The organism is Janthinobacterium rivuli (assembly GCF_029690045.1).
Lineage (GTDB): Bacteria > Pseudomonadota > Gammaproteobacteria > Burkholderiales > Burkholderiaceae_D > Janthinobacterium > Janthinobacterium rivuli.
The window spans coordinates 1,232,652-1,254,085 of the sequence record NZ_CP121464.1 but is presented as its reverse complement, the minus strand read 5'-3'; the positions used below and the strand labels follow the sequence as shown (position 1 = coordinate 1,254,085).

Sequence of the window (21,434 nt, the reverse complement as noted above, 5' to 3'; positions counted from 1 at the left end):
GATTAGTGAGCTTCCTTGTTATTGTTGTTTGAACCAATCAAATGCTGCACGGCCCGTTCCATCTTCATGAAACGGGAGCCCTTGATTAATACTGTTGCATCCGAACGGCCGGACAAATGCGCATCGAGCGCCGCCAGCAAACCGTCGAACTGTTCGAAATACTCCACGACCGTGCCTGATTCCTGGCTCGCGGCTTCCTGCGCCGGATTGACCAGATGGCGCGCCAGGCCGCCCGTCGCCAGCACGTGTTCGATGCCTTTGGCGGCGGCGTAAGCGCCGATCTCTTCGTGGAACTGCTGCCCCTGCGTGCCGACTTCGCCCATCTCGCCCAGCACCAGGATGCGCGGTGCCGCTGCCTGCGCCAGCACATCGATGGCCACGCGCGCCGAATCGGGATTGGCGTTATACGTGTCATCGATGATGGTGGCGCCGTTGGCGGCACGTTTTTTCTGCAGGCGGCCATTCACGGGAGAAAACGCCTCCAGGCCCTGCTTAATCTGTTCTGGCGCGATGCCGGCGCCGATCGCGCATGCCACGGCCGCCAGCGCATTGCGCACATTGTGTTCGCCCGCCGCCTGCAAGCCGACAAAGAACTGGCGCAAGCTGCCGTCCGGTGCGCGTACGCTGACGAACAGGTCGCTGCCAAAATCCTCGGCCGCGCGGTGCGTGCAACTCACGTCCGCTTCTTTCGACAGGCCGAAGGTGATGACGGCGCGCGCGCCGGCCAGTTCGCGCCACACGGGCGTATATTCATCGCCATGCGGGAAGACGGCCACGCCGTCGTCGGCCAAGGCTGCCAGCGCCGCGCCGTTCTCGCGCGCCACGGCTTCCACCGTATGCATGAATTCCTGATGCTCGCGCTGCGCGTTGTTGACCATCGCCAGCGTCGGCGCGGCAATCGCGGCCAGGCGGGCGATCTCGCCCGGATGGTTCATGCCCATCTCGATGACGGCCGCCTTGTGCTGCTCGCTCAGGCGGAACAGGGTCAATGGCACGCCGATTTCATTATTCAGGTTGCCGCGCGTGGCCAGCCTACCCTCTTCGCCAAAGGCCGCCGCCAGGATGGACGAAATCATCTCCTTGACGGTGGTCTTGCCATTGCTGCCGGTGACGCCGATGACGGGTACATTGAAACGGCCGCGCCAGTGATTGGCGATGCGGCCCAAGGCCACCAGGGTATCGGCCACCACGATGGCCGGCACCTTGCCGCTGTCCCAGCCTTCAGGCAAGCGCTCGACCACCACGGCGGCGACGCCGCGCGCGGCCACCTGGTCCAGGAAATCGTGGGCGTCGAAACTCTCGCCGCGCAGGGCGACGAACAGCGAACCGGCTGGGGCGCTGCGGCTGTCGGTGGAGACGCCGTCAAAAACGGCGTCGCCCGTCAGCTGCGCGCCTTGCAGCGATGGCATCAGTTCTGTCAGGGTCGTGCGCATCAGTTCGTCCTCATCATCGTCAGGCGCGCGGACAGGGCCAGCTGCGCATGGTCGGCATCGGAGAACGGCAGTTTCTTGCCCTTGATTTCCTGGTACGGCTCATGGCCCTTGCCCGCCAACAGGATCACGTCCGGCTTGGCCGCGTGCTTGATGGCCGACAAAATGGCGCCGGCGCGGTCTTCGATGGCTTGCGGCTGCGGACCGTCGGCACGCATACCGGCGACGATCTGCGCGATGATGGCGTGCGGGTCTTCGCTGCGCGGATTGTCGCTGGTGACCAGCACGTGATCGGCCAGCTGCGCGATGGCGCCCATCTGCGGACGCTTGCCCGGATCGCGGTCGCCGCCGCAGCCGAACACGCACCACAGCTGACCGCCCCGCTCCTGCGCCACCTGGCGCAAGGCAGCCAGGGTTTTTTCCAGCGCGTCCGGCGTATGCGCGTAATCGATGACGACCATCGGTGCTTCCTGGCCGCCCACCTGCTGCATGCGGCCCGGAGCCGGCTGCAGCGATTCGATGCCGTCGATGGCGGCGCGCAGGCCGGTGCCGTGCGCCAGCAAGGCGCCCAGCACGGCCAGCGCGTTGCTGATATTGAAGTGGCCCACCAGCTGCGTCTTGATCAATGCCACGCCCAGCGCGCACTCCAGGTGGAAGTCGGTGCCGGCATGGCGGCTGCGGAACTGGCTGGCGCGCAGCATCAGCACGCCCGGCAAATCGGGCAAGCTGGCCGCATCCTGCAAGGTGTAGCCGATGACGGGATATTCGCCGGCCAGCTTGCCGTCCACGTGGCGCGCCAGGCGCAGACCCATGGCGTCGTCCAGGTTGATGACGGCCGTTTTCAGGCCGGGCCAGTCGAACAGTTTGACTTTGGCCGCCTCGTAGGCCGCCATGTCGCCATGGTAGTCGAGGTGGTCGCGCGTCAGATTGGTAAACATGGCGACGTCGAAATGCATGCCGGCCGCGCGGTCCTGATCCAGGCCGATCGATGACACTTCGATGGCAACGGCCTTGGCGCCGGCGGCGCGCATGGCGGCCAGTTTGCGCGCCAGCAGCACGGCATCCGGCGTGGTGTAGCCAGTGACGTCGAATTCGATGGCGCCGCGCGGCTTGCACAGGCCCACGCCCAGGGTACCGATGACGGACGATGTTTCACCGAGGCGCGCCAGGGCTTGCGCCAGCCACAGCGCGCACGAAGTCTTGCCATTCGTGCCCGTCACCCCGGCGCTGAACATGGCGCTGTCGGGCATGTCGTAAAAGGCATGCGCCACGGGGCCGGCCAAGCGTTTCAGGTCGCTGACCAGCAGGTGCGGCACGCTCCAGGCGGAGTTCCACTCCACGGCGTCATGCACGATGGCGGCGGCGCCCTGCTCGATGGCGGCTTCGATGAAATGGGTGGCGCCCGCATAGGCGAAAAACACGTCGCCGCGCTGCACGCGGCGCGAATCGGACGTCAGCTGCCCGGACGGGGCAGCCGTTTTGATCCACAAACTGATGTCTTGTATGGTCATGAGTGACTTCACATGGCCTCCGGGCCGGCATTGGCCGGGACCACGATTTCGGTAACGGAGGAATCGGGCGGAACGTTCATCGCGCGCAGCGCGTTGGTCGCAATCGCCGCGAAAGCGGGAGCGGCAACCTGGCCGCCATAGTGGGCGGGGCCGGTTGGTTCATCGATCATCACGGCAATGATGAAGCGCGGCGCCGACATCGGCACCATGCCCACGAAAGAGCCGATATATTTGCGCGGCATCGCATAGCGACCGTTTTCCACTTTATAGGCGGTACCCGTCTTGCCGCCCACGCGGTAGCCGGCCACCTGGGCGCGCTTGGCCGAGCCGTGCGCGCCGGAGACGACGAGTTCGAGCATGGCGCGCATTTCGGCGGCCGTCTTCGGCTTGATTACTTGCTGGCCCACAGGCAGTTCATTAACCTTCTGGAATGACAGGGGAATCGTGTCGCCATCGCGTGCGAACATCATGTAAGAGCGCGCCAGCTGGATCAGCGAGACGGAAATGCCGTTACCGTAGCTCATGGTGGCCTGCTCCACCGGGCGCCACGATTTATATGGACGCACACGGCCGGCCACGGCGCCGGGGAAGCCCCATTTCGGCTGCTGGCCGAAGCCCACCTTGGTAAACATTTCCCACATTTCCTGCGACGGCATGCCCAGCGCGATTTTCGAGGTGCCGATGTTCGACGACATCTCGATGATTTCGGAGACATTGATCACGCCATGCGGCTTGGTGTCGGTGATCGTGCGGTCGGCGATGGTGTAGCGGCCCGGGCCCGTGTCGATCAGGGTGCCCGGCTTGACCCGGCCCGTGTCGAGCGCCAGCGAGACGGTGATCGGCTTCAGGGTCGAACCGGGCTCGAAGGTATCGGTCATGACGCGGTTGCGCAGCTGCTGGCCCGTGAGCTTGCGGCGGTCGTTCGGGTCATAGCTGGGGTAGTTGGCCAGGGCCAGCACTTCGCCCGTGTGCACGTCGAGCACCACGGCGCCGCCAGCCTTGGCGTTGAATTTTTCCACCGCTTCCTTCAGCTGCGTGAAGGCGATGTACTGGATCTTGCTGTCGACGGACAGGGTCAGATCCTTGCCGTCATGCGGTTCATGGATGAAGCCGATGTCTTCGACGATGTGGCCCAGGCGGTCCTTGATCACGCGGCGGCTGCCGGTGGTGCCGACGAGGGTTTTCTGCTGCGCCAGTTCCATGCTTTCCTGGCCCACGTCTTCCACGTTGGTAAAGCCCACCACGTGGGTCATCACTTCGCCCTGTGGATAGAAACGCTTGTATTCCTTGCGTTCGTCGATGCCGTCGATGCCCAGCTTGGAAATCTTGTCGGCCACATCCATCTCGACCTGGCGTTTCAGGTAAACGAAGCTGCGGTCCGAATCGAGCTTCTTGCGCAATTCGTTGACGTTCATTTCCAGCAGGCCGGCCAGCGCATTGATCTTTTCCGGCGACGCCTGCAGCACGTCGTCGGGAATGGCCCAGATGGCTTTCACGGGCACGGACGAGGCGAGCACCTGGCCATTGCGGTCGGTGATCTTGCCGCGCGTGGCGGGCAATTCCAGGGTGCGTTCATAGCGCGCCTTGCCCTGCTTTTGCAGGAACTGCGTCGACACGCCCTGCAGCCACAAGGCGCGCGCGCCCAGGCCGGCGAAAGCGAAGAACAGCAGGAACAGCACGACGCGCGAACGCCAGACGGGCAGACGCACCGCCAGTACGGGGTTCTTCGAGAATGGCACGCCTTTCGATGCCGCCACCCGGCCGTTGCTATTACCGCCCAACTTCATTATTCGCCCTCCGTCAGGTATTGCGTACGCGCCGCCGTCAGCGGCGTCATGCTCAGGTCGCGTCGCGCGATCGATTCGATGCGTTCATGCTTGCCCAAAGTGGACTGGTCCAGCTGCAGTTGCGCCCAGTCGATGTCGAGCTGGCGCGACAGCGCTTGCGCGCGTTCCAGGTCGATCAGCAGGTGGCGCGACTGATACTGCGCGTTCACCAGCGACAGGCCGCAGCACACCAGCAGGGCCGACAGCACGACACACAGCTTGCCAGTCATCGGGCGCCGCCACTGACTGGAATGGGCAGACGCTGCGCCACGCGCATCACGGCCGAACGCGAACGCGGGTTGCCCTCGATCTCGGCGTCAGACGGCTTCATCTTCGAAATCAGCTTCATTTCCGGCTGCGGCAAGTCGACCGCGCGGATCGGCAGGCGGCGGTCAGGCTGCTCCACGTTCGCCTTCGAGGCGAAGAAACGCTTGACCATGCGGTCTTCCAGCGAGTGAAAGCTGATCACGGCCATGCGCGCGCCGGGCGCCAGGCAGGCATACGCCTGATTCAGGCCGATCTCGAGATCCTCGAGCTCTTTGTTAATGAAAATGCGTATGGCCTGAAAGGTGCGGGTAGCGGGGTCCTTACCCTTCTCGCGGGTCTTGACGGCGCCTGCCACGATGCCGGCAAGCTGTCGTGTGCTTGAAATTGGCTGGACTGCCCGGCCAGCAACAATCGCCTTTGCAATCTGAAAAGCAAACCGTTCTTCCCCATAATCGCGTATCACTTTCTCTAAATTCTGCTCGGTTTCCACCGCCAGCCATTCGGCTGCGGAGATGCCGCGCGTGGTATCCATGCGCATGTCCAGCGGTCCGTCATTGCGGAAGCTGAAACCGCGCGCCGCGTCGTCAACCTGTGGCGACGAGATGCCCAGGTCGAGCAAAATGCCGTCCACCTGCTGCACGCCGCGTTCGGCCAGGCTGGCCGTCATGGTGGCAAAGCTGTCATGGACGATCTGGAAACGGGGGTCGGCGATCTGTTCGGCCGTGGCGATGGCTTGCAAATCCTTGTCGAAGCCGATCAGGCGCGCGTCGGGCGCCAGGCGCGACAAAATCAATCGGCTATGGCCGCCGCGGCCAAACGTGCCGTCGACGTAAACGCCGTGCGCGCGGTCGCCCGACAGGTCGAGCGCATCGACCGCTTCATCGAGCAGCACCGTGCGATGCTGAAATTCCGGCACCGTGAGTTGTGTCATTACGGAGCCTTAGAAAGAAAAATTGGAAAGTACATCGGGGGTGCCGGCATCGATCGCCTGCTGTTCTTTTTCAGCCAACTTGGCGGCATCCCATATTTCAAAGTGGCTGCCCATGCCGATCATCATGACTTCGCGCGCCAGCCCAACGGCGTTGCGCAATTCGGGCGAGATCAGCACGCGGCCGGCCGAGTCGAGCTCGACGTCGACGGCATTGCCGAGGAAGATGCGCTGCCAGGCGCGCGCCGACATGGGCCAGGCGGCGATTTGCTGGCGGTGGCTTTCCCACACGGGACGGGGGAAAAACAGCAGGCAGCCATCGGGGTGTTTGGTCAGGGTCAAACGGCCTTCGCATTGAATCGCCAGCGCGTCACGGTGCTTGGCAGGGATAGACATCCTGCCTTTGGCATCGAGATTGATTGCGGACGCGCCTTGAAACACGGAAGACCTTTTTTGAGCTTGGGTTGCGACGCTTGCGCATCACGATGAAAAGGGAAAATTTCCCACAAAAACACACTTTTTCACACAGTTGCCCACTTTAGAGGAAGCAAAGATAGTGGTCAAGCGGTTTCCGATTGGCAAAACAGGAATTTTATTAATGAAATTAAGGACTTAGCGCATATCGTTGAAGGAGTCTCAAATAAAAATATATCGATAAATTAGATACTTATGAAAGATAGTGAATGTGGTACCTCATCTGCACACATGTGTTTTCCTACCGTAAACATCGAAAAAAACGAAATCGAAAAATTGAATTTTTTACAGTTAGTTGACACATGACAATAATTTCGTCATCCGGGCACAACAGCAATCAAGCACCGTAAAAGACTTGGTTTAAAGCAAAAGAAAATCATCCTTGGCGCGTATCGCCCCTGTTTTCAGGGGCTGACCTGTCACAGGAAAACTATTTTTGCAATGCAGCAATTAATTGTAGACAAGAAACTTTAACCAATTGTTCACTTTTAGTTGTATATACAACTTTATCTTAAGTACTATAATTTTAGAAACAAAAAAAGCCCCGTTGCGGGGGCTTTTGGGGTGGCGCGCGGCAGGCAAAGCGCCGCGGCCGGGATGCCCCCTGGCAAGCCAGGGAACGGGAATTCAAGTGAAGCAGGCCGGTAGGCCGGATTTTGTTACGGCGCCTTCCCTTGCAGGTCGGCGCTATGACAGTCATTCCTCTAGGCGCCAGATTACTCTGGCGCTCAAGCTTTCTACCCGCACGCTCCGCGAGCAGCATCATCGCGTGCCTATTTGAAATTGCACCAGGTGGAGGTTACCGCGTTTCACCGTAACTTAATACGCTCGTCTCTGTGGCCCTATTCCTCGCCTTATACCCCCTCTCCGTACAAGTACGTCGAGTAGGCTTTCAGCGGACGGCCGTTAACCGTCACCCCGCTCTATGGAGTCCGGACCTTCCTCCCGCCAGCGCATTGCTGCGCCGGCCAGCGACTGTCTGGCCTGCTTCACCCGCCATTGTACCGCGCCGCAGCATGTTTCTGCAAAAGCGCGGCACGCCAGTCGGGGGATTGTGTAATTCGGTGTCGCCATTTCAAAAGCCGGGCCAAATCGGCTCACATAGAATGAGGCAAGCTGCTTGCATGCAGGCGCATGCAGGCGCATGCAAGCAGCTTGCCCCATTTCTTTGCCACCCACTAGAATATAAAGAGCCGAACATGACGCAACAACCCCGTACCGGCGGCCAGATCCTGGTCGATGCCCTGCAGATCCACGGTGTCGACACCGCCTTTGGCGTGCCTGGCGAAAGCTACCTCGACGTGCTCGACGCCCTGCACGATTCGGGCATCCGCTTCATCATCAACCGCCAGGAAGGCGGCGCCGCCTTCATGGCCGAAGCCTACGGCAAACTGACGGGCAAGCCGGGCATCTGCTTCGTCACGCGCGGACCGGGCGCCACCAACGCCTCGATCGGCGTGCACACGGCCTACCAGGATTCCACGCCGATGATCCTGTTCATCGGCCAGGTGGGCAACGATTTCGTCGACCGCGAAGCGTTCCAGGAAATCGACTACCGCCGCATGTACGGCCAGATGGCCAAGTGGGTGGCGCAGATCGACCGCGCCGAACGCATCCCCGAATACCTGGCGCGCGCCTTCCAGGTGGCCACCAGCGGGCGCCCCGGCCCCGTCGTGCTGGCCCTGCCGGAAGACATGCTGATCTCCCTGGCCACAGTGGCCGACACGCGTGCCTACCAGCCCGTGCAGGCGGCGCCGTCCAGCGCCCAGCTGCAGCAGTTGCGCGGCATGCTGGCGACCGCCAGGCAGCCACTGGTCTTGCTGGGCGGCACCACCTGGACACCGCAGGCCTGCGCCGACCTGCAACAGTTCGCGGAAAGCAACCACCTGCCCGTCGCCTGCGCCTTCCGTTTCCAGGACTTGCTCGACAATGCCCACCCGAACTACATCGGCGACGTCGGCATCGGCATCAACCCGAAACTGGCCGCGCGCGTGAAAAATGCCGACCTCGTCATCGCCATCGGTCCGCGCCTCGGCGAAATGACGACGGGCGGCTACACCCTGTTCGACTCGCCCGTGCCGCGCCAGCGCCTCGTGCACATCCATACGGACGCCGAGGAACTGGGCAGCGTCTACCAGGCCGAACTGATGATCAACAGCGGCATGCCGCAAGTGTGCGCCATGCTGGCCGCCATGGCGCCCGTCGATGCGTCTGCCTGGCAGCATACGCCAGCCGAAGCGAAGGCCGAACTAGCCGCCTACCAGCAGCAGCCGCCCATCTTCCAGGATGGCCAGGCGCCGCTGGACCTGTGGCAAGTCACGCAAGAGATCATGGCGCAAGTGCCAGCCGACACCATCCTGACGAACGGCGCCGGCAACTACGCCTCGTGGGCGCACCGTTTTTATCGCTACGGCGGCCTGCGCACGCAGCTGGCGCCGACCAACGGCGCCATGGGCTACGGCGTGCCGTCCGGCGTGGCGGCGAAGATCGTGCACCCAGAGCGCACCGTGATCACCTTTGCCGGCGATGGCGAATACATGATGAATGGCCAGGAACTGGCCACCGCCGTGCAATACCAGGCGGGCGTGGTCATCATCGTCTTCAATAACCAGATGTTCGGTACCATCCGCATGCACCAGGAACGCGATTATCCGGGCCGCGTGTCGGGCACGACCCTGCACAACCCGGATTTCGCGGCGCTGGCGCAAGCGTATGGCGCGCATGGCGAAGTGGTGAATACGACAGAAGCGTTTGCCCCTGCCCTGCAACGGGCGCTGGCGCACGCCAGGGCGCACAACTTGCCGGCCTTGATCGAACTGCGCTACGACGGCAACCTGATCACGCCAAACGCAACGCTCGCCACCATCCGCGCCACGGCGGAAAAGGCGCAGGCGGCAAAGTAAGCTCCTTGCAACGCTGAAAATGACAAAGGCCCGGTCGATACCGGGCCTTTTTCTTGTTGACAGCGGTAATCGCTCAGGCAGCGGGCGCTGGCGCGCTTTCCTCGGCAGGCACTGTCTCGGCCGGCGCTTGCGGCATCGGCGGGCATGGCGTGCAGTTTTTCAGGGGACGGCCGAAATCGCGCACGCGGCTCAGCTTCATGGGCATGCGCACATTGCCGCCACAGTAATCGCCTTCCAGGGTCAGGGTCTGCCCATCCTTCGAAAACTTGCCGACGATGGTGCGTTCTTCGCTGTCGGCGCCGGCGATGGTGAAGTCGAAGGCGCCCGTGGCGGCGTCCAGATTGACGTCGTTGGCCACGATGGGCCAGCTCAGGGCGCCTGCCGTGAATTCATAGATGACGGAATCGGCCTCGGCAAAGCGGTGCAGGGTAACGCGCTGGCCGCCGATTTCGCCGCTATCCTTTTGCAGGCACAGGTCGGAATAGACGGCCACGCCGTAGCGCTCCAGTCCGGCCGGTTTCTTGCCCTTGACGGCGGCGACAGCGGCGCCCGTGGCGCCCGCGAGCAGCAGCGCGGCCAGCAAGGCGGCCAGGCGTGGCGAGGTGTATGAATACATGGCATTCCTTTACTTGAGTAACGGCGCCATTATAACTGGCGCCGCCAATGCAAAAACGCGCCGCCAGGACTAGCCTGGAGACGCGTTTCCTTGCTTATCAGCATCCCCGAAGGGATGCTGGCAGCGGTACTAAGCTTCGCTTGCGCGAATATTAGAACGAGTGACGAACACCAACGTTGAACGCTTGGTCGCCCGAACCAACATTGCTGTTGTTACCAACGGTGTAACCAGCGTTGTTTTTGTTCGAGATTTTAGCGTACGAAGCGTAGGTGCTGGTGCGCTTCGACAGAGCGTACGAGTAGCCCAGTGCGAACTGGTTCGCATCGGCGTTGATGCCCGATTTGTCGTTGACGTGGATAACCGAAGCCATCACGGTGCCAGCTGGACCAACTGGTACGGTTGCGCCGATCAGAGCGGTGGTGCTGTCGTCGCTAAAGCCGCCACGCGATGCGGTGTTGTAGAAATCAACATTGCCGTTGTTACGCAGCGAGCTGTTTGCACCTTTGTTGACGCCGTATGCAGCATACGCTTTCACAACGGTGAAATCGTAGTTAGCGGCTACCAGCCAGTTACGTGCGCTGCCTTGAGCAGTAGCTTCGTTGCTGGTGGCGTTGTAAGCAACACGTGCGTTCAAAGGACCGTTGGTGTAGCCAGCCGATGCGCCCATTTGGCGACCGATTTTGCTGGATACCAGGCTCTCTTGGCCGTTGTTGCCGGCGCTGTAAGCAACGTCAGCATCGAAACCGCCGAAGTTTGGCGAGGTGTACAGCACGGTGTTGCTGGTACGGGTCGTGGCTGCTGGGAACAAGTTCTTGGCGGAACCCGAGTAACCAGCTGCGAATGGATCAGCAACTTTCGACAGGGTGTTGTACCAAGGGGTGTATTGACGACCCAGGGTTACGGTACCAGCCGTTTTGCTGCTCAGGCCAACGTAGGCTTGACGGCCAAACAGAGCGTCGCCTTCTTGCGAACCGGAATCAACTTTGAAACCCGATTCCAGAACGAACAGTGCCGACAGGCCGCTGCCCAGATCTTCGGTGCCTTTGAAGCCGATACGCGAAGCCGAAGCAATGCCGCTATCGATTTTGTTGACGGTGCCGGCTTTGCCGCCGCGCTCGCTGACGAAACCAGCGTCAACGGTACCGTAGATAACAACGCTCGATTGAGCTTGGGCTACGCCAGTGGCTGCTGCCAGAACTGCCAGGGTGATCAGAGTTTTTTTCATTGCGATTTCCTTTAATTTTGAAGCAAAAAGTAATACAGCCTATGCATCTCGAGCTGCGCTCTAACAGAGCGCTTTTTATGAGTGAGGGCAAGGTCTCCACCTGCCACATTGCTGTTCCGGTCAGGGGAACAATTCATATCGGTATCGGCACGCTATTGCACCGATAAGCTTGAAGGCTGCAGAGCGACCGTATTTTCATGCGCCGGTTCGGTGCTCAAAGGGCACCGGAAGCGGCACTATAACGACCGTTTCACATTCCATCAAGTTCCAACATGTTACTTCCGGTACCAGGCCGAGTGCTTTTTCAGGCATCCCGGTCATCGCCAACCGTACTACGCGATAGAGCCAGTGCCCCTTGCCAACCAATGCATTGGCCTGATTGACCATTCCATCATAGCGCATGCCTTGTCGACACCCGTTGTATTAGTGCAACAGTATCAGGCGCATGATTAAAACATCAACATGCTTTACCCATCATTTGGCCTGCATGATTTACGCGACAAAGCGCACAATTTGTCAGGCGATAATGGATAAACGGTACGAAGCATACACGGCATCGCCATTGTTTGCTGCCGGACGCCCGAAAACGGGAAATAATGCGCCCTGTTTTGGTGCGTTGCCGCATGATTCAGGGGCGTAGACGCGATTTCCGACGTCGGCATGCGCATCGAAAAAATGGGCAGAGTAGCAACACAATTACTGACTTTCCGGTAATTTAAATTGCTCACATAGAAATGTTTTTCAAGTTTTCCGGCACGCGCTCCGGGTACCGGGCGGGAACGGATGAGGACGACTCTTGCTTGCAAATTGCGCATCAGTTGAAACAATTTCTTACAATGTTGCCTTCTCAATATTTTGATATATTTGTGTCTAAAAAACGACACATTGAGCGAAATCAAGTTTTCACCGGCCCAATTCCACACAATTTACTTTTTCTTTTTCGCATTTTTTGCTTAAAAGCATCAGCAAACACGCTTAACGCTGGCTTGCGCGCCGAAGCATGCGCATGAAACCACCGAGCACAGGCAGTTTTTCATACAATTCTTCCGCCGCATCCCAATAATCGCGGTGCAATACCACCCTTCCCTGCGCATCGAAACGCAGATGTGTTGCTCCACGGATACATTGTTCGCCAGCCACCAGGCGTTTCATGCGAAAGCGAAACTCCCACGTGAGAAAGGCTTGCTGCCCCTGCCCCAGGCTTTCCAGCACGACAAACCGGGGCGCATCGACTTGCACGAACATGTGCTCGAAGATGGCCAGGATGGCGGCATGGCCCACCACCTCGTTGAACGGGTCCTTGAAATGGGCGTCTGGCGCGTACACGGCGCCCAGCTGAGCCAGGCTCTCGATGCTCAGGTGCTCGTAAAACGCCACCAGGCGCGCCAGCGCACCTTCCATGGTGGTGCTCATAAGCCCGTCACCTTGCGGATCAGCCAAAAATAGGCGCGATACGGCAACAGCCGCGCCAGGCGCATGGTATTGGTAAAGCGCTTGGGAAAGTGGATGTGGAACTGGCCCCGCTCGATGCCGTCGAGCATGGCGGCGGCCGCGTCCCGCGCCGTCATCAGGGCTGGCATGGTGAAATCGTTGTTCGCCGTCAGGGGCGTGGCGACAAAACCCGGGTTGATCTGATACACGCCGATGCCGCGCGGATGCAGGTCCAGGTACAGCGACTCCGTCAGGTTGATCAGTGCCGCCTTGCTGGCGCCGTACGCGAGCGCCTTGGGCAAGCCGCCATAACCGGCCACCGAGCCGACGATGCCGATGCCGCCGCTGCCCTGGCGCAACAGCCACGGCAGGGCCTGGTCCAGGCAATTGAAGACGCCGCCCACATTCAGGGCCAGCAAGCCCTGGGCTGCCTCAAGGTCGAAGCTATCGGCGCGCATGGCCTGATAGCCGCCGGCGACCACCAGTATCAGGTCGATATGCGTCCACTGCTGCTGCAATTGCGCGCTGACGGCCCGCAGCTGCGCATGCTGGGTGATATCGAGCGGCAAGGCCTGCGCCAGCGGCTGTCCCTCGCATAACCGTTCGAGACTGGCGCGGTGGCGGGCAGACAAGGCTACGCAGGCGCCCTGCTCCAGCAGCAAGGTGGCGCACGCGGCGCCGATGCCGCTTGACGCGCCGATGATCCACACGCGCTTGCCGGCCCAGCTGGTGATCTTGCGATTCATGGGGCCGCCTGTGGACGCTTGCTGAACGATAAGGTGACGGCGCCCAGGCTGAAGCCGAACTTGCTCATGGCGGCGCGGTTGAGCATGACCTTGTCATCCATCAGGAACATCCAGTCCTCGAAGTCGACGTGATAGACCGTGCCATCGACGGGCAAGGCCAGTACGTATTGCCAGCGCAGCGCATTGCCGGCCACTTCGCCGACGGCCTCGCCGATCACGTCGGGCGCGGTGCCGATGAAGCGCCCGGGCGCCGTCTTGCGCAAGGTCCACACGCGGCGTTGTTTGCTGCCGTCGGAATACGTGAAATCCTCATCCAGGGTACCCGTCTCGCCCGCCCAGCTGGCCCGCATCACGACCGTGAAGCGCTTGACCACCTTGCCGGAGCGGTCCTGGAAAATGCCGTGGGCATCGAGCGTGCCATTGAAATACTGTTGCAGATCCAGTTTCGGCAATTCCTGCGCGTAGGTGGCTGGCGTGGGCGGCGTGGAGCAGGCGGCCAGCGCCAGCAGCAAGGCCGCCAGGGCGCCGCGTTTGCAAAATGTCATGAGGCGCATGTGCGGGTCTCCGAAGGTTGTGTATATATATGTTGCAGGGGCGCGCGCCACAGCAGCAGCGCGGCCAGCAGTTTCAGGACGCAGGGCAGCAAGGCGTAGGCGGCGGACAGGGCAGGCAAGCCGCCGCTGCCGCCCGGCACATAGCCGAGCCAGGCCAGCAGGGGCAAGGCGATGCCGGCCGCCAGCGCCAGGCTCATCTGCACGCCCCAGTTCCACCAGCCGAAATACGCAGCCTCATGCCGCCCGGCATGGCCGGCCGCGCCGATCAACCCTGCCAGCAGGGCCGGCGGCAGGGCCAGGTCGGCGCCCAGCGCCAGACCCGACAGCAGGCAGATGCTGGCAAAACCCCAGGCCGCGCCCGCGCCCAGGCCATACGTCCAGACAAACACGGTCGCGGCCAGCAGCATGGCGCCGCCCCAGGCGCGCGCCTCGCCAAAACGGCGCGCCAGGGCCACCCATACGGGCATCGAGGCGGCCGCGGCGCAAAAGTAAACGATCAAAAATGGCCCCGCATAATGGCCCAGGCGCAAATAGTCGGTGGCAAAGAACAGGAACAGGGTGGCGGGAATGGCGGCCGCCACGCCATTGACGAGCAGGACGGCAAACAGCCAGCGGAACGCGCGCTGGCGAAACGGCAGGCGCCAGGCGCCAGCGAGCAACGCCTGCGTACCTTGGCGCAAAACCGGACGCGGCGCGCGCGCCAGCAACAGCGCGCCCGCCGCCAGCAGGCAGACGGCAAAGGCCAGCGACAAGCCGTCATAGCCGAACACGGAAGTGAGCCCAGCCGCCAGGATGACGCCCAGCAAACCGCAGCCTTCGCGCACGGCCGTCACCCGCGTCCGCTGCGCGCGCAGCTGGCTCAAGGCCGCGCCCCAGCTCTGGTGGGCGATGCCGGCCAAGCCATAGGCGGCGTAGACAAGCAGCAAGGCGGCCAGGAACCAGGCCAGCGTGGCCGCTTCCTGCATCGCGGGCGGATGGAACAGGGCGCCAAAACCCAGCAGCAGCAAGGGCAGCGAGGCAGCGACAAGCACGGCATAGCTGCGCCCGCCGCGCGCCATCCAGGCACCGAGGGCCGGATCGATGAAAGCGGCGGCGATGCGGGCCGCCAGCAGCACGGCGCCGATCTGCGCCAGGTCCAGGCTGCTGCGCTGCGCATAAAACGGCGCGACATATATATAGATGGGCAGCGCCAGCATGGCCAGCGGCAAGCCGAACAGGCCATAACTGAACAAGGCAGGCAAACCTAAGGCGCCGCCCCCGGCACTCATGGCAGCGGCGCCGCGCTCTGCAGCAAGGCCGCGCGCAGCTTCGGCGCCGTGGTCGACGGCGACAGCCAGATGGCGAAGAAGGCGCGCGCGAAGTCGCCGTCGCTCACGTCGGCCAGTACCTTGCCATCGAGATAAAAGCGCACGCCAGGTGCGATGCCGGCCCGGTAGACGCCCGCGATGCGCTGGTCTTCCTTAACGTCAGGAAAGATACGCTGCATGGTGGCCAGCCAGGCCAGGCGCTGCTCGGGCGTGCCGGCGCCGATTTTCTGCATCTGTTCATAACTGGCTTCGGCGATCTTCTTGCCGTCGAGCGCGCGCGCGTAGCGCAGTTCCAGCACAAACGGCGCCGTTGCTGACGCCGCGCCCTGGTAGCCCTGCGCGCCCACCCACAGTTGCGCGCGATAAATACGCATGCCGAACCACGTGTATTCACCCTCGCCCGCCAGGCGGGCCTCGGGCACGTCGGCAGCGATAAAGGCTGGCGGCGCGGCCGCGGCGCCCAGCATGGTCAAGGACAGGACGACAGTGGCAAGCAGGCGGCGCATGGTCAGTCCTTGATCAGGGTAAATTGCATCACATCCGTGTTGTGCGCCTGGAAGGCGGCCTCGCAATACGCGAGGTAAAACTCCCAGGTCAGCAGGAAACGGCCATCGAAACCCTGCTTTTCCAGCGCCGTGCGCTGGGCCAGGAAGCTGGCGCGCCACTGGCGCAAGGTTTCCGCGTAATCGAGACCAAAGCTGAAGGCGTCTGCCACGCGCAAGCCCTGCGCCTCGGCGGCGCGGCGAAACTCGGCCGGCGACGGCAGCATGCCACCCGGAAAAATATACTGTTGAATGAAATCCGTGCTCTTGCTGTAGCGCTCGAACAAGTCATCGGCGATGACGATGGTCTGGATGCAGGCGCGTCCGCCCCGCTTCAGGTTGCGCGCCACGCATTCGAAATAGCCGGGCCAGTAACTTTGCCCCACGGCTTCGAACATTTCGATTGAGGCGATGGCGTCGTACTGGCCGGCGCTGTCGCGGTAATCGCACAGCTGCAGATCGGCCTGCCCTGCCAGCCCCGCGTCCTGCAGGCGCTGGCGCGCATAGGCGAGCTGTTCGGTCGACAAGGTCAGTCCCGTCACGTGCGCGCCATAGTCGCGCGCCGCCGTTTCCGCAAAGCCGCCCCAGCCGCAGCCGATTTCCAGCACCCTGGCGCCTGGCTGCAGCTGCAGCTGATCGGCGATGCGCCGGTATTTCGCACCTTGCGCCTGCTCCAGGCTGGCGCCTTCGGTGAACAGCGCGCTCGAATACGTCATCGACGGATCCAGCCACAGCTGATAAAAGGCGTTGCCGATGTCGTAATGGGCGTGGATATTCTTCTTGCTGCCGGCGCGCGAATTGCGATTGAGCAAATGCCGGACCTTGTAGACCAGGTTACCCCACCAGTTACCGTAGATCAGCGATTCGATGTGCGCGCGGTTGCGTATCATCAGCTCGATCAAGCCCGGCAAATTGTCCGTGCGCCAGTCGCCGGCGATAAACGTTTCCGCAAAGCCAATGTCGCCCGAACGCAGCACTGCCGCACACAGGCGCCAGTTGTGCAAGTCCAGGGTGACGGGGTGGCTGCCATCGCCGTACAGCAAGATGCTGCCGTCCGGCGTGCGCAGGCGCAGGGCGCCATGCTGCAATTTTTCCAGCAAGCGCAAGATCACCCGTCCGGAAGCGGGCACGTCCAGGTGCGTGTGGTCGGGACGGACGCAGGTGCGCGCCTGCAGGCCGGTCGGCAGGGAATCGGAGCTCATCGGGACACCTTTTCTTGTGGGGGAAGGGGTTTGCTGAAAAACGGCACGCGGCGCAGCCACAGGCGCAAGGCTTGCCAGTGAATGCGCGCCATCACGCCAAACGTCATCAGGGGGTAGCGCAGCAAGGCCCAGGCGATGGCGCCATCGCGCAGCGGCTGCGCCGTGCCGGACAAGCTCGTCTGCAGCAGCGGGCCATCGAGGTCGTCGTAGTCCACTCTGGCCAGGTGGCGTTCGCCGTCCTGTTCGTTATTGCGCAGGAAACGGAAGCGGTACCTACCTTCCACCTTGCAAAACGGCGACACGTGGAAAATTTTCTTGGCGACCAGTTCGCTGCCATAGGCAATGGCGCCGCCCTGTTCGAGCAGGTACAGATGGCGCTCGCCGAAGGTATTGCGCACATCGCAGACCACGGCGCGCAGCGCGCCATCCGGGCGGTGGCAAAACCAGAAACTGACGGGATTGAAGACATAGCCGAACATGCGCGGCATGGTTTGCAGCCAGATTTCGCCGTCCGCGTCCGACACGCCATGCTGGCGCAGCAAACCATCGATCCAGTCCAGCAGCGGCGTCGTGCCATCGCCGTGGTCGCTGTCGCGGAAGGACAGCACATTGGCGCCGTTGCGCGAAATCAACCTGGCGGAAAAATCGTGCGCGCCCAGGCTGCGCAAGGGCAGGCGCAGATAAAACATGCCATAACTAAAAGCATGCGCGCGCGGACGCAAGCGCGCATGGCGCACCAGTCCCAGGCACAGCTGGGGCTGCGGCTGCGACGGCTGCGTGGGATCACGCGGCATGGCCAAGCTCCGCCGCCGCCATGCCATTGAGTACTTGCGCCACGGCCAGGCCCGACTTCAAGCCGTCTTCATGGAAACCATAGCCCGTCCACGCGCCCGCGAACCACGTGTGCTGCGCGCCCTGGAAACCGGCCAGGCGCGCCTGGGCGGCAATGGCCGCGCCATCGAACACGGGGTGGGCATACGAAAACTCGTCGAGGATGGACGCCGGGTCCGGTTCGTCGAGCGGATTGAGCGAAACGATGACCGGCGTGCTGAACGGCAATGGTTGCAGCTGGTTCAGCAAATAATGCACGCACACTTGCGGCGCCTCGCCTTCCGCTACCGCCGGCCGTCCCTGGTAGTTCCAGGCCGACCAAGCCTTGCGGCGCTGCGGCAGGCAGGACGCATCCGTATGCAGCACAGCGCGATTCGGCTGGTAGCGCACGGCTTCGAGCACGGCGCGCTCGTCGTCGCGGATATCGCCCAGCAGGGCCAGCGCCTGGTCGCTGTGGCAGGCGAGCACGACGTGATCGACATGCTCGACGCCGGCGGCCGTGTGCAGCTCGACCATGCGCGCGCCGCCGTGCGGCTGGCGGCGCACGGCCAGCACGGGGCAAGCCAGGCGCTGCTGCGGGATGCCTTCCAACAATTTTTTCACATACTCGCGCGAGCCGCCGCGCACCGTGCGCCATTGCGGCCGGTCGCTCACTTGCAGCAAGCCATGGTTGTGGCAGAAACGGATGAAGGTGGCCAAGGGAAAGGCCAGCATCTGGCGCGCCGGGCACGACCAGATGCTGGCGGCCATCGGCAGCAGATACCAGTGGCGAAATTCCTCGCCATAGCCGTGCAAGTCGAGAAACTCGCCCAGCGGCATGGCCGGCGCCGGCACGCTGGCCGTCGCCAGGGCGCTGGCCTGGCGGTTGAAGCGCAGAATATCGCGCAGCATGCGCAGGAAGGCGGGGCGCAGCAGATTGCTGCGCTGGGCAAACACGGTATCCAGGTTGGCGCCCGCCCATTCCAGCACGCGGGCATCGGACGCGGTGCCCAGCGGCATTTTGACGGAAAACGACATGTCGCTGTCGGCCGCCTCGACGCCGAGCTCGTCAAACAGTTGCACCAGGTTCGGATACGTGGCGTGATTGAATACGAGAAAACCCGTGTCCACGCCATGCGTGACGCCATCGAGCGTGACATCGACCGTATGGCTGTGGCCGCCAAAATAATCGCCCGCCTCGTACAAGGTGACGTCCTGGCCCGCTTGCGCCAGCCGATAGGCACACGACAATCCTGCGATTCCTGCTCCGACGACGGCAATTTTCATGAGTGCACCTGTGTTAAGTTTGTCCTGGACAAATAAGACTCATGGATAATCGATGAAATATTGATTTATGTCAATGAGCGTCCTGAGCCGTTCAGAAACTTATACGTCGGCAATTTCTAATCGGATTCAGCTATTTGGTACGGGGCGGCGGAAGGCGTAAAATGCATGCCACGTTCTTCCGCAAGCGAGCAAAGCCACCCTGGTATGGATACTGACCTGCAACCTACTTCCGCCTTCAGCATCAGCGATGTCGAACGCGACACCGGGCTGGCCAAGGAAACCTTGCGCGTGTGGGAGCGCCGCTACGACTTTCCCCAGCCACGGCGCGACGCCTTTGGCGAGCGCAGCTACCCGGCCGAGCAGGTACAAAAGTTGCGCATGGTCAAACGCCTGCTGGACCTCGGATTTCGTCCGGGAAAAATCATGCAGCACAGCACCGCGCAACTGCAGCAGCTGGCCAGCGCCGGCAGCGCGGCGCCGTCGACGCCGGCGCCCCAGCTCGAACACTATCTGTCCCTGTGCCGCAGCCACCAGATGGAGGAACTGGGCGGCGCCCTGCGCCAGGCGCTGGCCGTGCTGGGCCTGAAAGCGTTCACCATCGACGTCATCGCGCCGCTTACCGGCATGGTGGGCGAAGCGTGGGCTTGCGGTGAGCTGGCCGTGTATGAAGAGCATCTGTATAGCGAAACCCTGCAGACGGTGATGCGCCACGCCATTTTTTCCCTGCCGCAAGCAAGCAGCCCGTCCACGCGCACGCCGCGCATCGTCCTCAGCACCTTGCCGCAGGAGCGCCATGGCCTGGGGCTGCTGATGGCCGAGGCGCTGTGCGCGGCGGCCGGCGCCCATTGCATGTCGCTGGGGGTGGAAACGCCGCTGACGGACATCGTCGCGGCCGCCCGCGCGCAGCGGGCCGACATCGTCGCGCTATCGTTTTCCAGCGCCAGCAAGCAACGGCAGACGCGCGATAGCCTGCAGCAACTGCATGCAAGCTTGCCTCCAAGCATGGAATTGTGGGCCGGCGGACGCAGTCCCGTGTTGTACCGCCAGCCGCCGCCGTTTTTGCATGTGCTGGACTTGCGGCAAGTCGACGAAAGCATCGCCGACTGGCGCCGCCGCCATCAGGCGCTGGCCCTGCAAACCCATTGATCCCACTGGAAAGCGCGGCAACTGCGGCGATCTCCGTGGATAGCCGCGCAATGTTGCCAATCGAACAGTAAAGCATGAAGGGCCGGGCGCGCTCTGGTAGAATAGCCCGTAACACAGTGTCCGGCGCCGCCGGGCCTTAGGTCAGCACCCGCCACCACACATCCATGTTTAGTTTCTTCAAGAAAAAACCCATCGCTCCCGAGGCTGCGCCAGCCGAGCCCCTCGTCCTTCCCGCCGCCACGCCGCCTGCACCGCAGCCTGCCGCTGCGCCCCTGAGCGGCGCGCCGGCCGAGCTCGTGCCCGTGATCGTGGCCGCCGAACCCGAGAAAAAATCGTGGATGACGCGCCTGAAGGCGGGCCTGTCGAAAACCTCGAACACCTTGTCCGTGCTGTTCGTCGGCGCGAAGATCGACGACGCCCTGTACGAAGAGCTGGAAGCGGCCTTGCTGATGTCCGACGCGGGCATCGACGCCACGGAATTCCTGCTCACGGAATTGAAGAAGAAGGTCAAGGAAGACAAGCTGCTCGACGCGGCCGCCGTCAAGGCCGCCCTGAAAGTATTGCTGATCGACCTGCTCTCGCCGCTGGAAAAGCGCTTCGAGCTGGGCCGCCACAAGCCGCTGGTGATGATGATTTCCGGCGTGAATGGCGCTGGCAAGACCACCACCATCGGCAAGCTGGCCAAGCACATGCAGTCGAACAACCAGTCCGTGCTGCTGGCTGCGGGCGACACCTTCCGCGCCGCCGCGCGCGAACAACTGATGGTCTGGGGCGAGCGCAACAACGTCACCGTGATTTCGCAGGAATCGGGCGACCCGGCCGCCGTGGCCTACGATTCCGTGCAATCGGCGAAGGCGCGCGGCATCGACGTGGTGATGGTCGACACAGCGGGCCGTTTGCCGACGCAGTTGCACCTGATGGAAGAATTGAAGAAAATCAAGCGCGTGATCGGCAAGGGCATGGAAGGCGCGCCGCATGAAACCCTGCTCGTCATCGACGGCAACACGGGCCAGAACGCCCTCACGCAAGTGAAAGCGTTTGACGATGCCCTGCAGTTGAGCGGCCTGGTGATCACCAAGCTGGACGGTACCGCCAAGGGCGGCGTGCTGGCGGCGATTGCCCGCGTGCGTCCCGTGCCCGTGTATTTCATCGGCATCGGTGAGAAAATTGAAGACTTGCAGCCTTTCGTGGCTGCCGAATTTGTCGAAGCGCTGCTCGGATAAGCCTAT

19 protein-coding genes and 1 other RNA gene are annotated in these 21,434 nt (G+C 62.4%); 3 read left to right on the top strand and 17 right to left on the bottom strand.

The window, feature by feature from the left end:
* Positions 1–2: 2 nt before the first annotated feature.
* The 7 genes from P9875_RS05710 to rnpB all read right to left on the bottom strand — a co-directional run bounded on the left by P9875_RS05710 (position 3) and on the right by rnpB (position 7,427).
* Entirely contained in the window at positions 3–1,433 is a 1,431-nt protein-coding gene (locus P9875_RS05710; RefSeq protein ID WP_278317801.1) for a UDP-N-acetylmuramoyl-tripeptide--D-alanyl-D-alanine ligase, read from the bottom strand.
* Positions 1,433–2,941 carry a UDP-N-acetylmuramoyl-L-alanyl-D-glutamate--2,6-diaminopimelate ligase gene (locus tag P9875_RS05705; RefSeq protein ID WP_035824825.1) on the bottom strand — a complete coding sequence of 503 codons (1,509 nt, stop codon included), beginning with the start codon at positions 2,939–2,941 and terminating at the stop codon, positions 1,433–1,435. The genes P9875_RS05710 and P9875_RS05705 overlap by 1 nt, the downstream gene beginning before the upstream one ends.
* A gap of 8 nt (positions 2,942–2,949) precedes the next feature.
* Positions 2,950–4,728, bottom strand: a complete 1,779-nt coding sequence (locus P9875_RS05700; protein WP_034748891.1) for a peptidoglycan D,D-transpeptidase FtsI family protein — start codon at positions 4,726–4,728, stop codon at positions 2,950–2,952.
* Positions 4,728–4,997: a cell division protein FtsL gene (gene ftsL, locus P9875_RS05695; RefSeq protein ID WP_034748894.1), complete on the bottom strand. Its 270-nt coding sequence runs from the start codon at positions 4,995–4,997 to the stop codon at positions 4,728–4,730. Before ftsL ends, P9875_RS05700 begins: the two co-directional genes overlap by 1 nt.
* The gene (rsmH, locus tag P9875_RS05690; protein WP_099403256.1) at positions 4,994–5,965 is read right to left on the bottom strand and encodes a 16S rRNA (cytosine(1402)-N(4))-methyltransferase RsmH; all 972 of its coding nucleotides are present in this window, start codon (positions 5,963–5,965) and stop codon (positions 4,994–4,996) included. Before rsmH ends, ftsL begins: the two co-directional genes overlap by 4 nt.
* A 9-nt stretch (positions 5,966–5,974) precedes the next feature.
* Positions 5,975–6,403 (bottom strand): division/cell wall cluster transcriptional repressor MraZ, encoded by a 429-nt coding sequence (mraZ, locus tag P9875_RS05685; RefSeq protein ID WP_035824821.1) that lies wholly within the window; start codon positions 6,401–6,403, stop codon positions 5,975–5,977.
* A 662-nt stretch (positions 6,404–7,065) separates the two neighbouring features.
* Positions 7,066–7,427, bottom strand: an RNA gene (gene rnpB, locus P9875_RS05680) — RNase P RNA component class A.
* Between the two features lie 208 nt (positions 7,428–7,635).
* On the opposite strand from rnpB, the gene P9875_RS05675 reads away from it, so the two are divergent.
* Positions 7,636–9,339 carry a thiamine pyrophosphate-binding protein gene (locus P9875_RS05675; protein ID WP_278317800.1) on the top strand — a complete coding sequence of 568 codons (1,704 nt, stop codon included), beginning with the start codon at positions 7,636–7,638 and terminating at the stop codon, positions 9,337–9,339.
* 73 nt (positions 9,340–9,412) lie between these two features.
* Here P9875_RS05675 and P9875_RS05670 read toward each other — a convergent pair whose 3' ends face one another.
* The 10 genes from P9875_RS05670 to P9875_RS05625 all read right to left on the bottom strand — a co-directional run bounded on the left by P9875_RS05670 (position 9,413) and on the right by P9875_RS05625 (position 19,059).
* The gene (locus P9875_RS05670; protein ID WP_176388110.1) at positions 9,413–9,955 is read right to left on the bottom strand and encodes a hypothetical protein; all 543 of its coding nucleotides are present in this window, start codon (positions 9,953–9,955) and stop codon (positions 9,413–9,415) included.
* A 151-nt stretch (positions 9,956–10,106) separates the two neighbouring features.
* The gene (locus tag P9875_RS05665) at positions 10,107–11,180 is read right to left on the bottom strand and encodes a porin (RefSeq protein ID WP_278317799.1); all 1,074 of its coding nucleotides are present in this window, start codon (positions 11,178–11,180) and stop codon (positions 10,107–10,109) included.
* Between the two features lie 975 nt (positions 11,181–12,155).
* Positions 12,156–12,593: a nuclear transport factor 2 family protein gene (locus tag P9875_RS05660; protein WP_176388109.1), complete on the bottom strand. Its 438-nt coding sequence runs from the start codon at positions 12,591–12,593 to the stop codon at positions 12,156–12,158.
* On the bottom strand, positions 12,590–13,357 hold the full coding sequence (locus P9875_RS05655; RefSeq protein ID WP_219311745.1) for an SDR family NAD(P)-dependent oxidoreductase: 768 nt from the start codon (positions 13,355–13,357) through the stop codon (positions 12,590–12,592). The genes P9875_RS05660 and P9875_RS05655 overlap by 4 nt, the downstream gene beginning before the upstream one ends.
* On the bottom strand, positions 13,354–13,911 hold the full coding sequence (locus P9875_RS05650) for a DUF3833 domain-containing protein (RefSeq protein WP_152598847.1): 558 nt from the start codon (positions 13,909–13,911) through the stop codon (positions 13,354–13,356). The genes P9875_RS05655 and P9875_RS05650 overlap by 4 nt, the downstream gene beginning before the upstream one ends.
* Positions 13,899–15,179: an MFS transporter gene (locus P9875_RS05645; RefSeq protein WP_278317798.1), complete on the bottom strand. Its 1,281-nt coding sequence runs from the start codon at positions 15,177–15,179 to the stop codon at positions 13,899–13,901. The genes P9875_RS05650 and P9875_RS05645 overlap by 13 nt, the downstream gene beginning before the upstream one ends.
* Entirely contained in the window at positions 15,176–15,724 is a 549-nt protein-coding gene (locus tag P9875_RS05640; protein ID WP_278317797.1) for a chalcone isomerase family protein, read from the bottom strand. The genes P9875_RS05645 and P9875_RS05640 overlap by 4 nt, the downstream gene beginning before the upstream one ends.
* A gap of 2 nt (positions 15,725–15,726) precedes the next feature.
* Positions 15,727–16,962: an SAM-dependent methyltransferase gene (locus P9875_RS05635; protein WP_278317796.1), complete on the bottom strand. Its 1,236-nt coding sequence runs from the start codon at positions 16,960–16,962 to the stop codon at positions 15,727–15,729.
* Positions 16,959–17,756, bottom strand: coding sequence for a DUF1365 domain-containing protein (locus P9875_RS05630; RefSeq protein ID WP_278317795.1), 798 nt, complete (start codon positions 17,754–17,756; stop codon positions 16,959–16,961). The genes P9875_RS05635 and P9875_RS05630 overlap by 4 nt, the downstream gene beginning before the upstream one ends.
* A complete protein-coding gene (locus tag P9875_RS05625; protein ID WP_278317794.1) occupies positions 17,746–19,059 on the bottom strand; it encodes an NAD(P)/FAD-dependent oxidoreductase in 1,314 nt (437 codons plus the stop codon). The genes P9875_RS05630 and P9875_RS05625 overlap by 11 nt, the downstream gene beginning before the upstream one ends.
* Positions 19,060–19,224: 165 nt before the next feature.
* Between P9875_RS05625 and P9875_RS05620 the strand changes: the two genes are divergently transcribed.
* Positions 19,225–20,205, top strand: a complete 981-nt coding sequence (locus P9875_RS05620) for a MerR family transcriptional regulator (RefSeq protein WP_278317793.1) — start codon at positions 19,225–19,227, stop codon at positions 20,203–20,205.
* Between the two features lie 164 nt (positions 20,206–20,369).
* Positions 20,370–21,428, top strand: coding sequence for a signal recognition particle-docking protein FtsY (ftsY, locus tag P9875_RS05615; protein ID WP_035824796.1), 1,059 nt, complete (start codon positions 20,370–20,372; stop codon positions 21,426–21,428).
* Positions 21,429–21,434: the final 6 nt, after the last annotated feature.

Bases quoted from the DNA above. Each gene is read 5' to 3' on its own strand.
- P9875_RS05710 (WP_278317801.1), bottom strand. From the start codon at position 1,433: ATGCGCACGACCCTGACAGAACTGATGCCATCGCTGCAAGGCGCGCAG.
- P9875_RS05705 (WP_035824825.1), bottom strand. From the start codon at position 2,941: ATGACCATACAAGACATCAGTTTGTGGATCAAAACGGCTGCCCCGTCC.
- P9875_RS05700 (WP_034748891.1), bottom strand. From the start codon at position 4,728: ATGAAGTTGGGCGGTAATAGCAACGGCCGGGTGGCGGCATCGAAAGGC.
- ftsL (WP_034748894.1), bottom strand. From the start codon at position 4,997: ATGACTGGCAAGCTGTGTGTCGTGCTGTCGGCCCTGCTGGTGTGCTGC.
- rsmH (WP_099403256.1), bottom strand. From the start codon at position 5,965: ATGACACAACTCACGGTGCCGGAATTTCAGCATCGCACGGTGCTGCTC.
- P9875_RS05675 (WP_278317800.1), top strand. From the start codon at position 7,636: ATGACGCAACAACCCCGTACCGGCGGCCAGATCCTGGTCGATGCCCTG.
- P9875_RS05670 (WP_176388110.1), bottom strand. From the start codon at position 9,955: ATGTATTCATACACCTCGCCACGCCTGGCCGCCTTGCTGGCCGCGCTG.
- P9875_RS05665 (WP_278317799.1), bottom strand. From the start codon at position 11,180: ATGAAAAAAACTCTGATCACCCTGGCAGTTCTGGCAGCAGCCACTGGC.
- P9875_RS05660 (WP_176388109.1), bottom strand. From the start codon at position 12,593: ATGAGCACCACCATGGAAGGTGCGCTGGCGCGCCTGGTGGCGTTTTAC.
- P9875_RS05655 (WP_219311745.1), bottom strand. From the start codon at position 13,357: ATGAATCGCAAGATCACCAGCTGGGCCGGCAAGCGCGTGTGGATCATC.
- P9875_RS05650 (WP_152598847.1), bottom strand. From the start codon at position 13,911: ATGCGCCTCATGACATTTTGCAAACGCGGCGCCCTGGCGGCCTTGCTG.
- P9875_RS05645 (WP_278317798.1), bottom strand. From the start codon at position 15,179: ATGAGTGCCGGGGGCGGCGCCTTAGGTTTGCCTGCCTTGTTCAGTTAT.
- P9875_RS05640 (WP_278317797.1), bottom strand. From the start codon at position 15,724: ATGCGCCGCCTGCTTGCCACTGTCGTCCTGTCCTTGACCATGCTGGGC.
- P9875_RS05635 (WP_278317796.1), bottom strand. From the start codon at position 16,962: ATGAGCTCCGATTCCCTGCCGACCGGCCTGCAGGCGCGCACCTGCGTC.
- P9875_RS05630 (WP_278317795.1), bottom strand. From the start codon at position 17,756: ATGCCGCGTGATCCCACGCAGCCGTCGCAGCCGCAGCCCCAGCTGTGC.
- P9875_RS05625 (WP_278317794.1), bottom strand. From the start codon at position 19,059: ATGAAAATTGCCGTCGTCGGAGCAGGAATCGCAGGATTGTCGTGTGCC.
- P9875_RS05620 (WP_278317793.1), top strand. From the start codon at position 19,225: ATGCCACGTTCTTCCGCAAGCGAGCAAAGCCACCCTGGTATGGATACT.
- ftsY (WP_035824796.1), top strand. From the start codon at position 20,370: ATGTTTAGTTTCTTCAAGAAAAAACCCATCGCTCCCGAGGCTGCGCCA.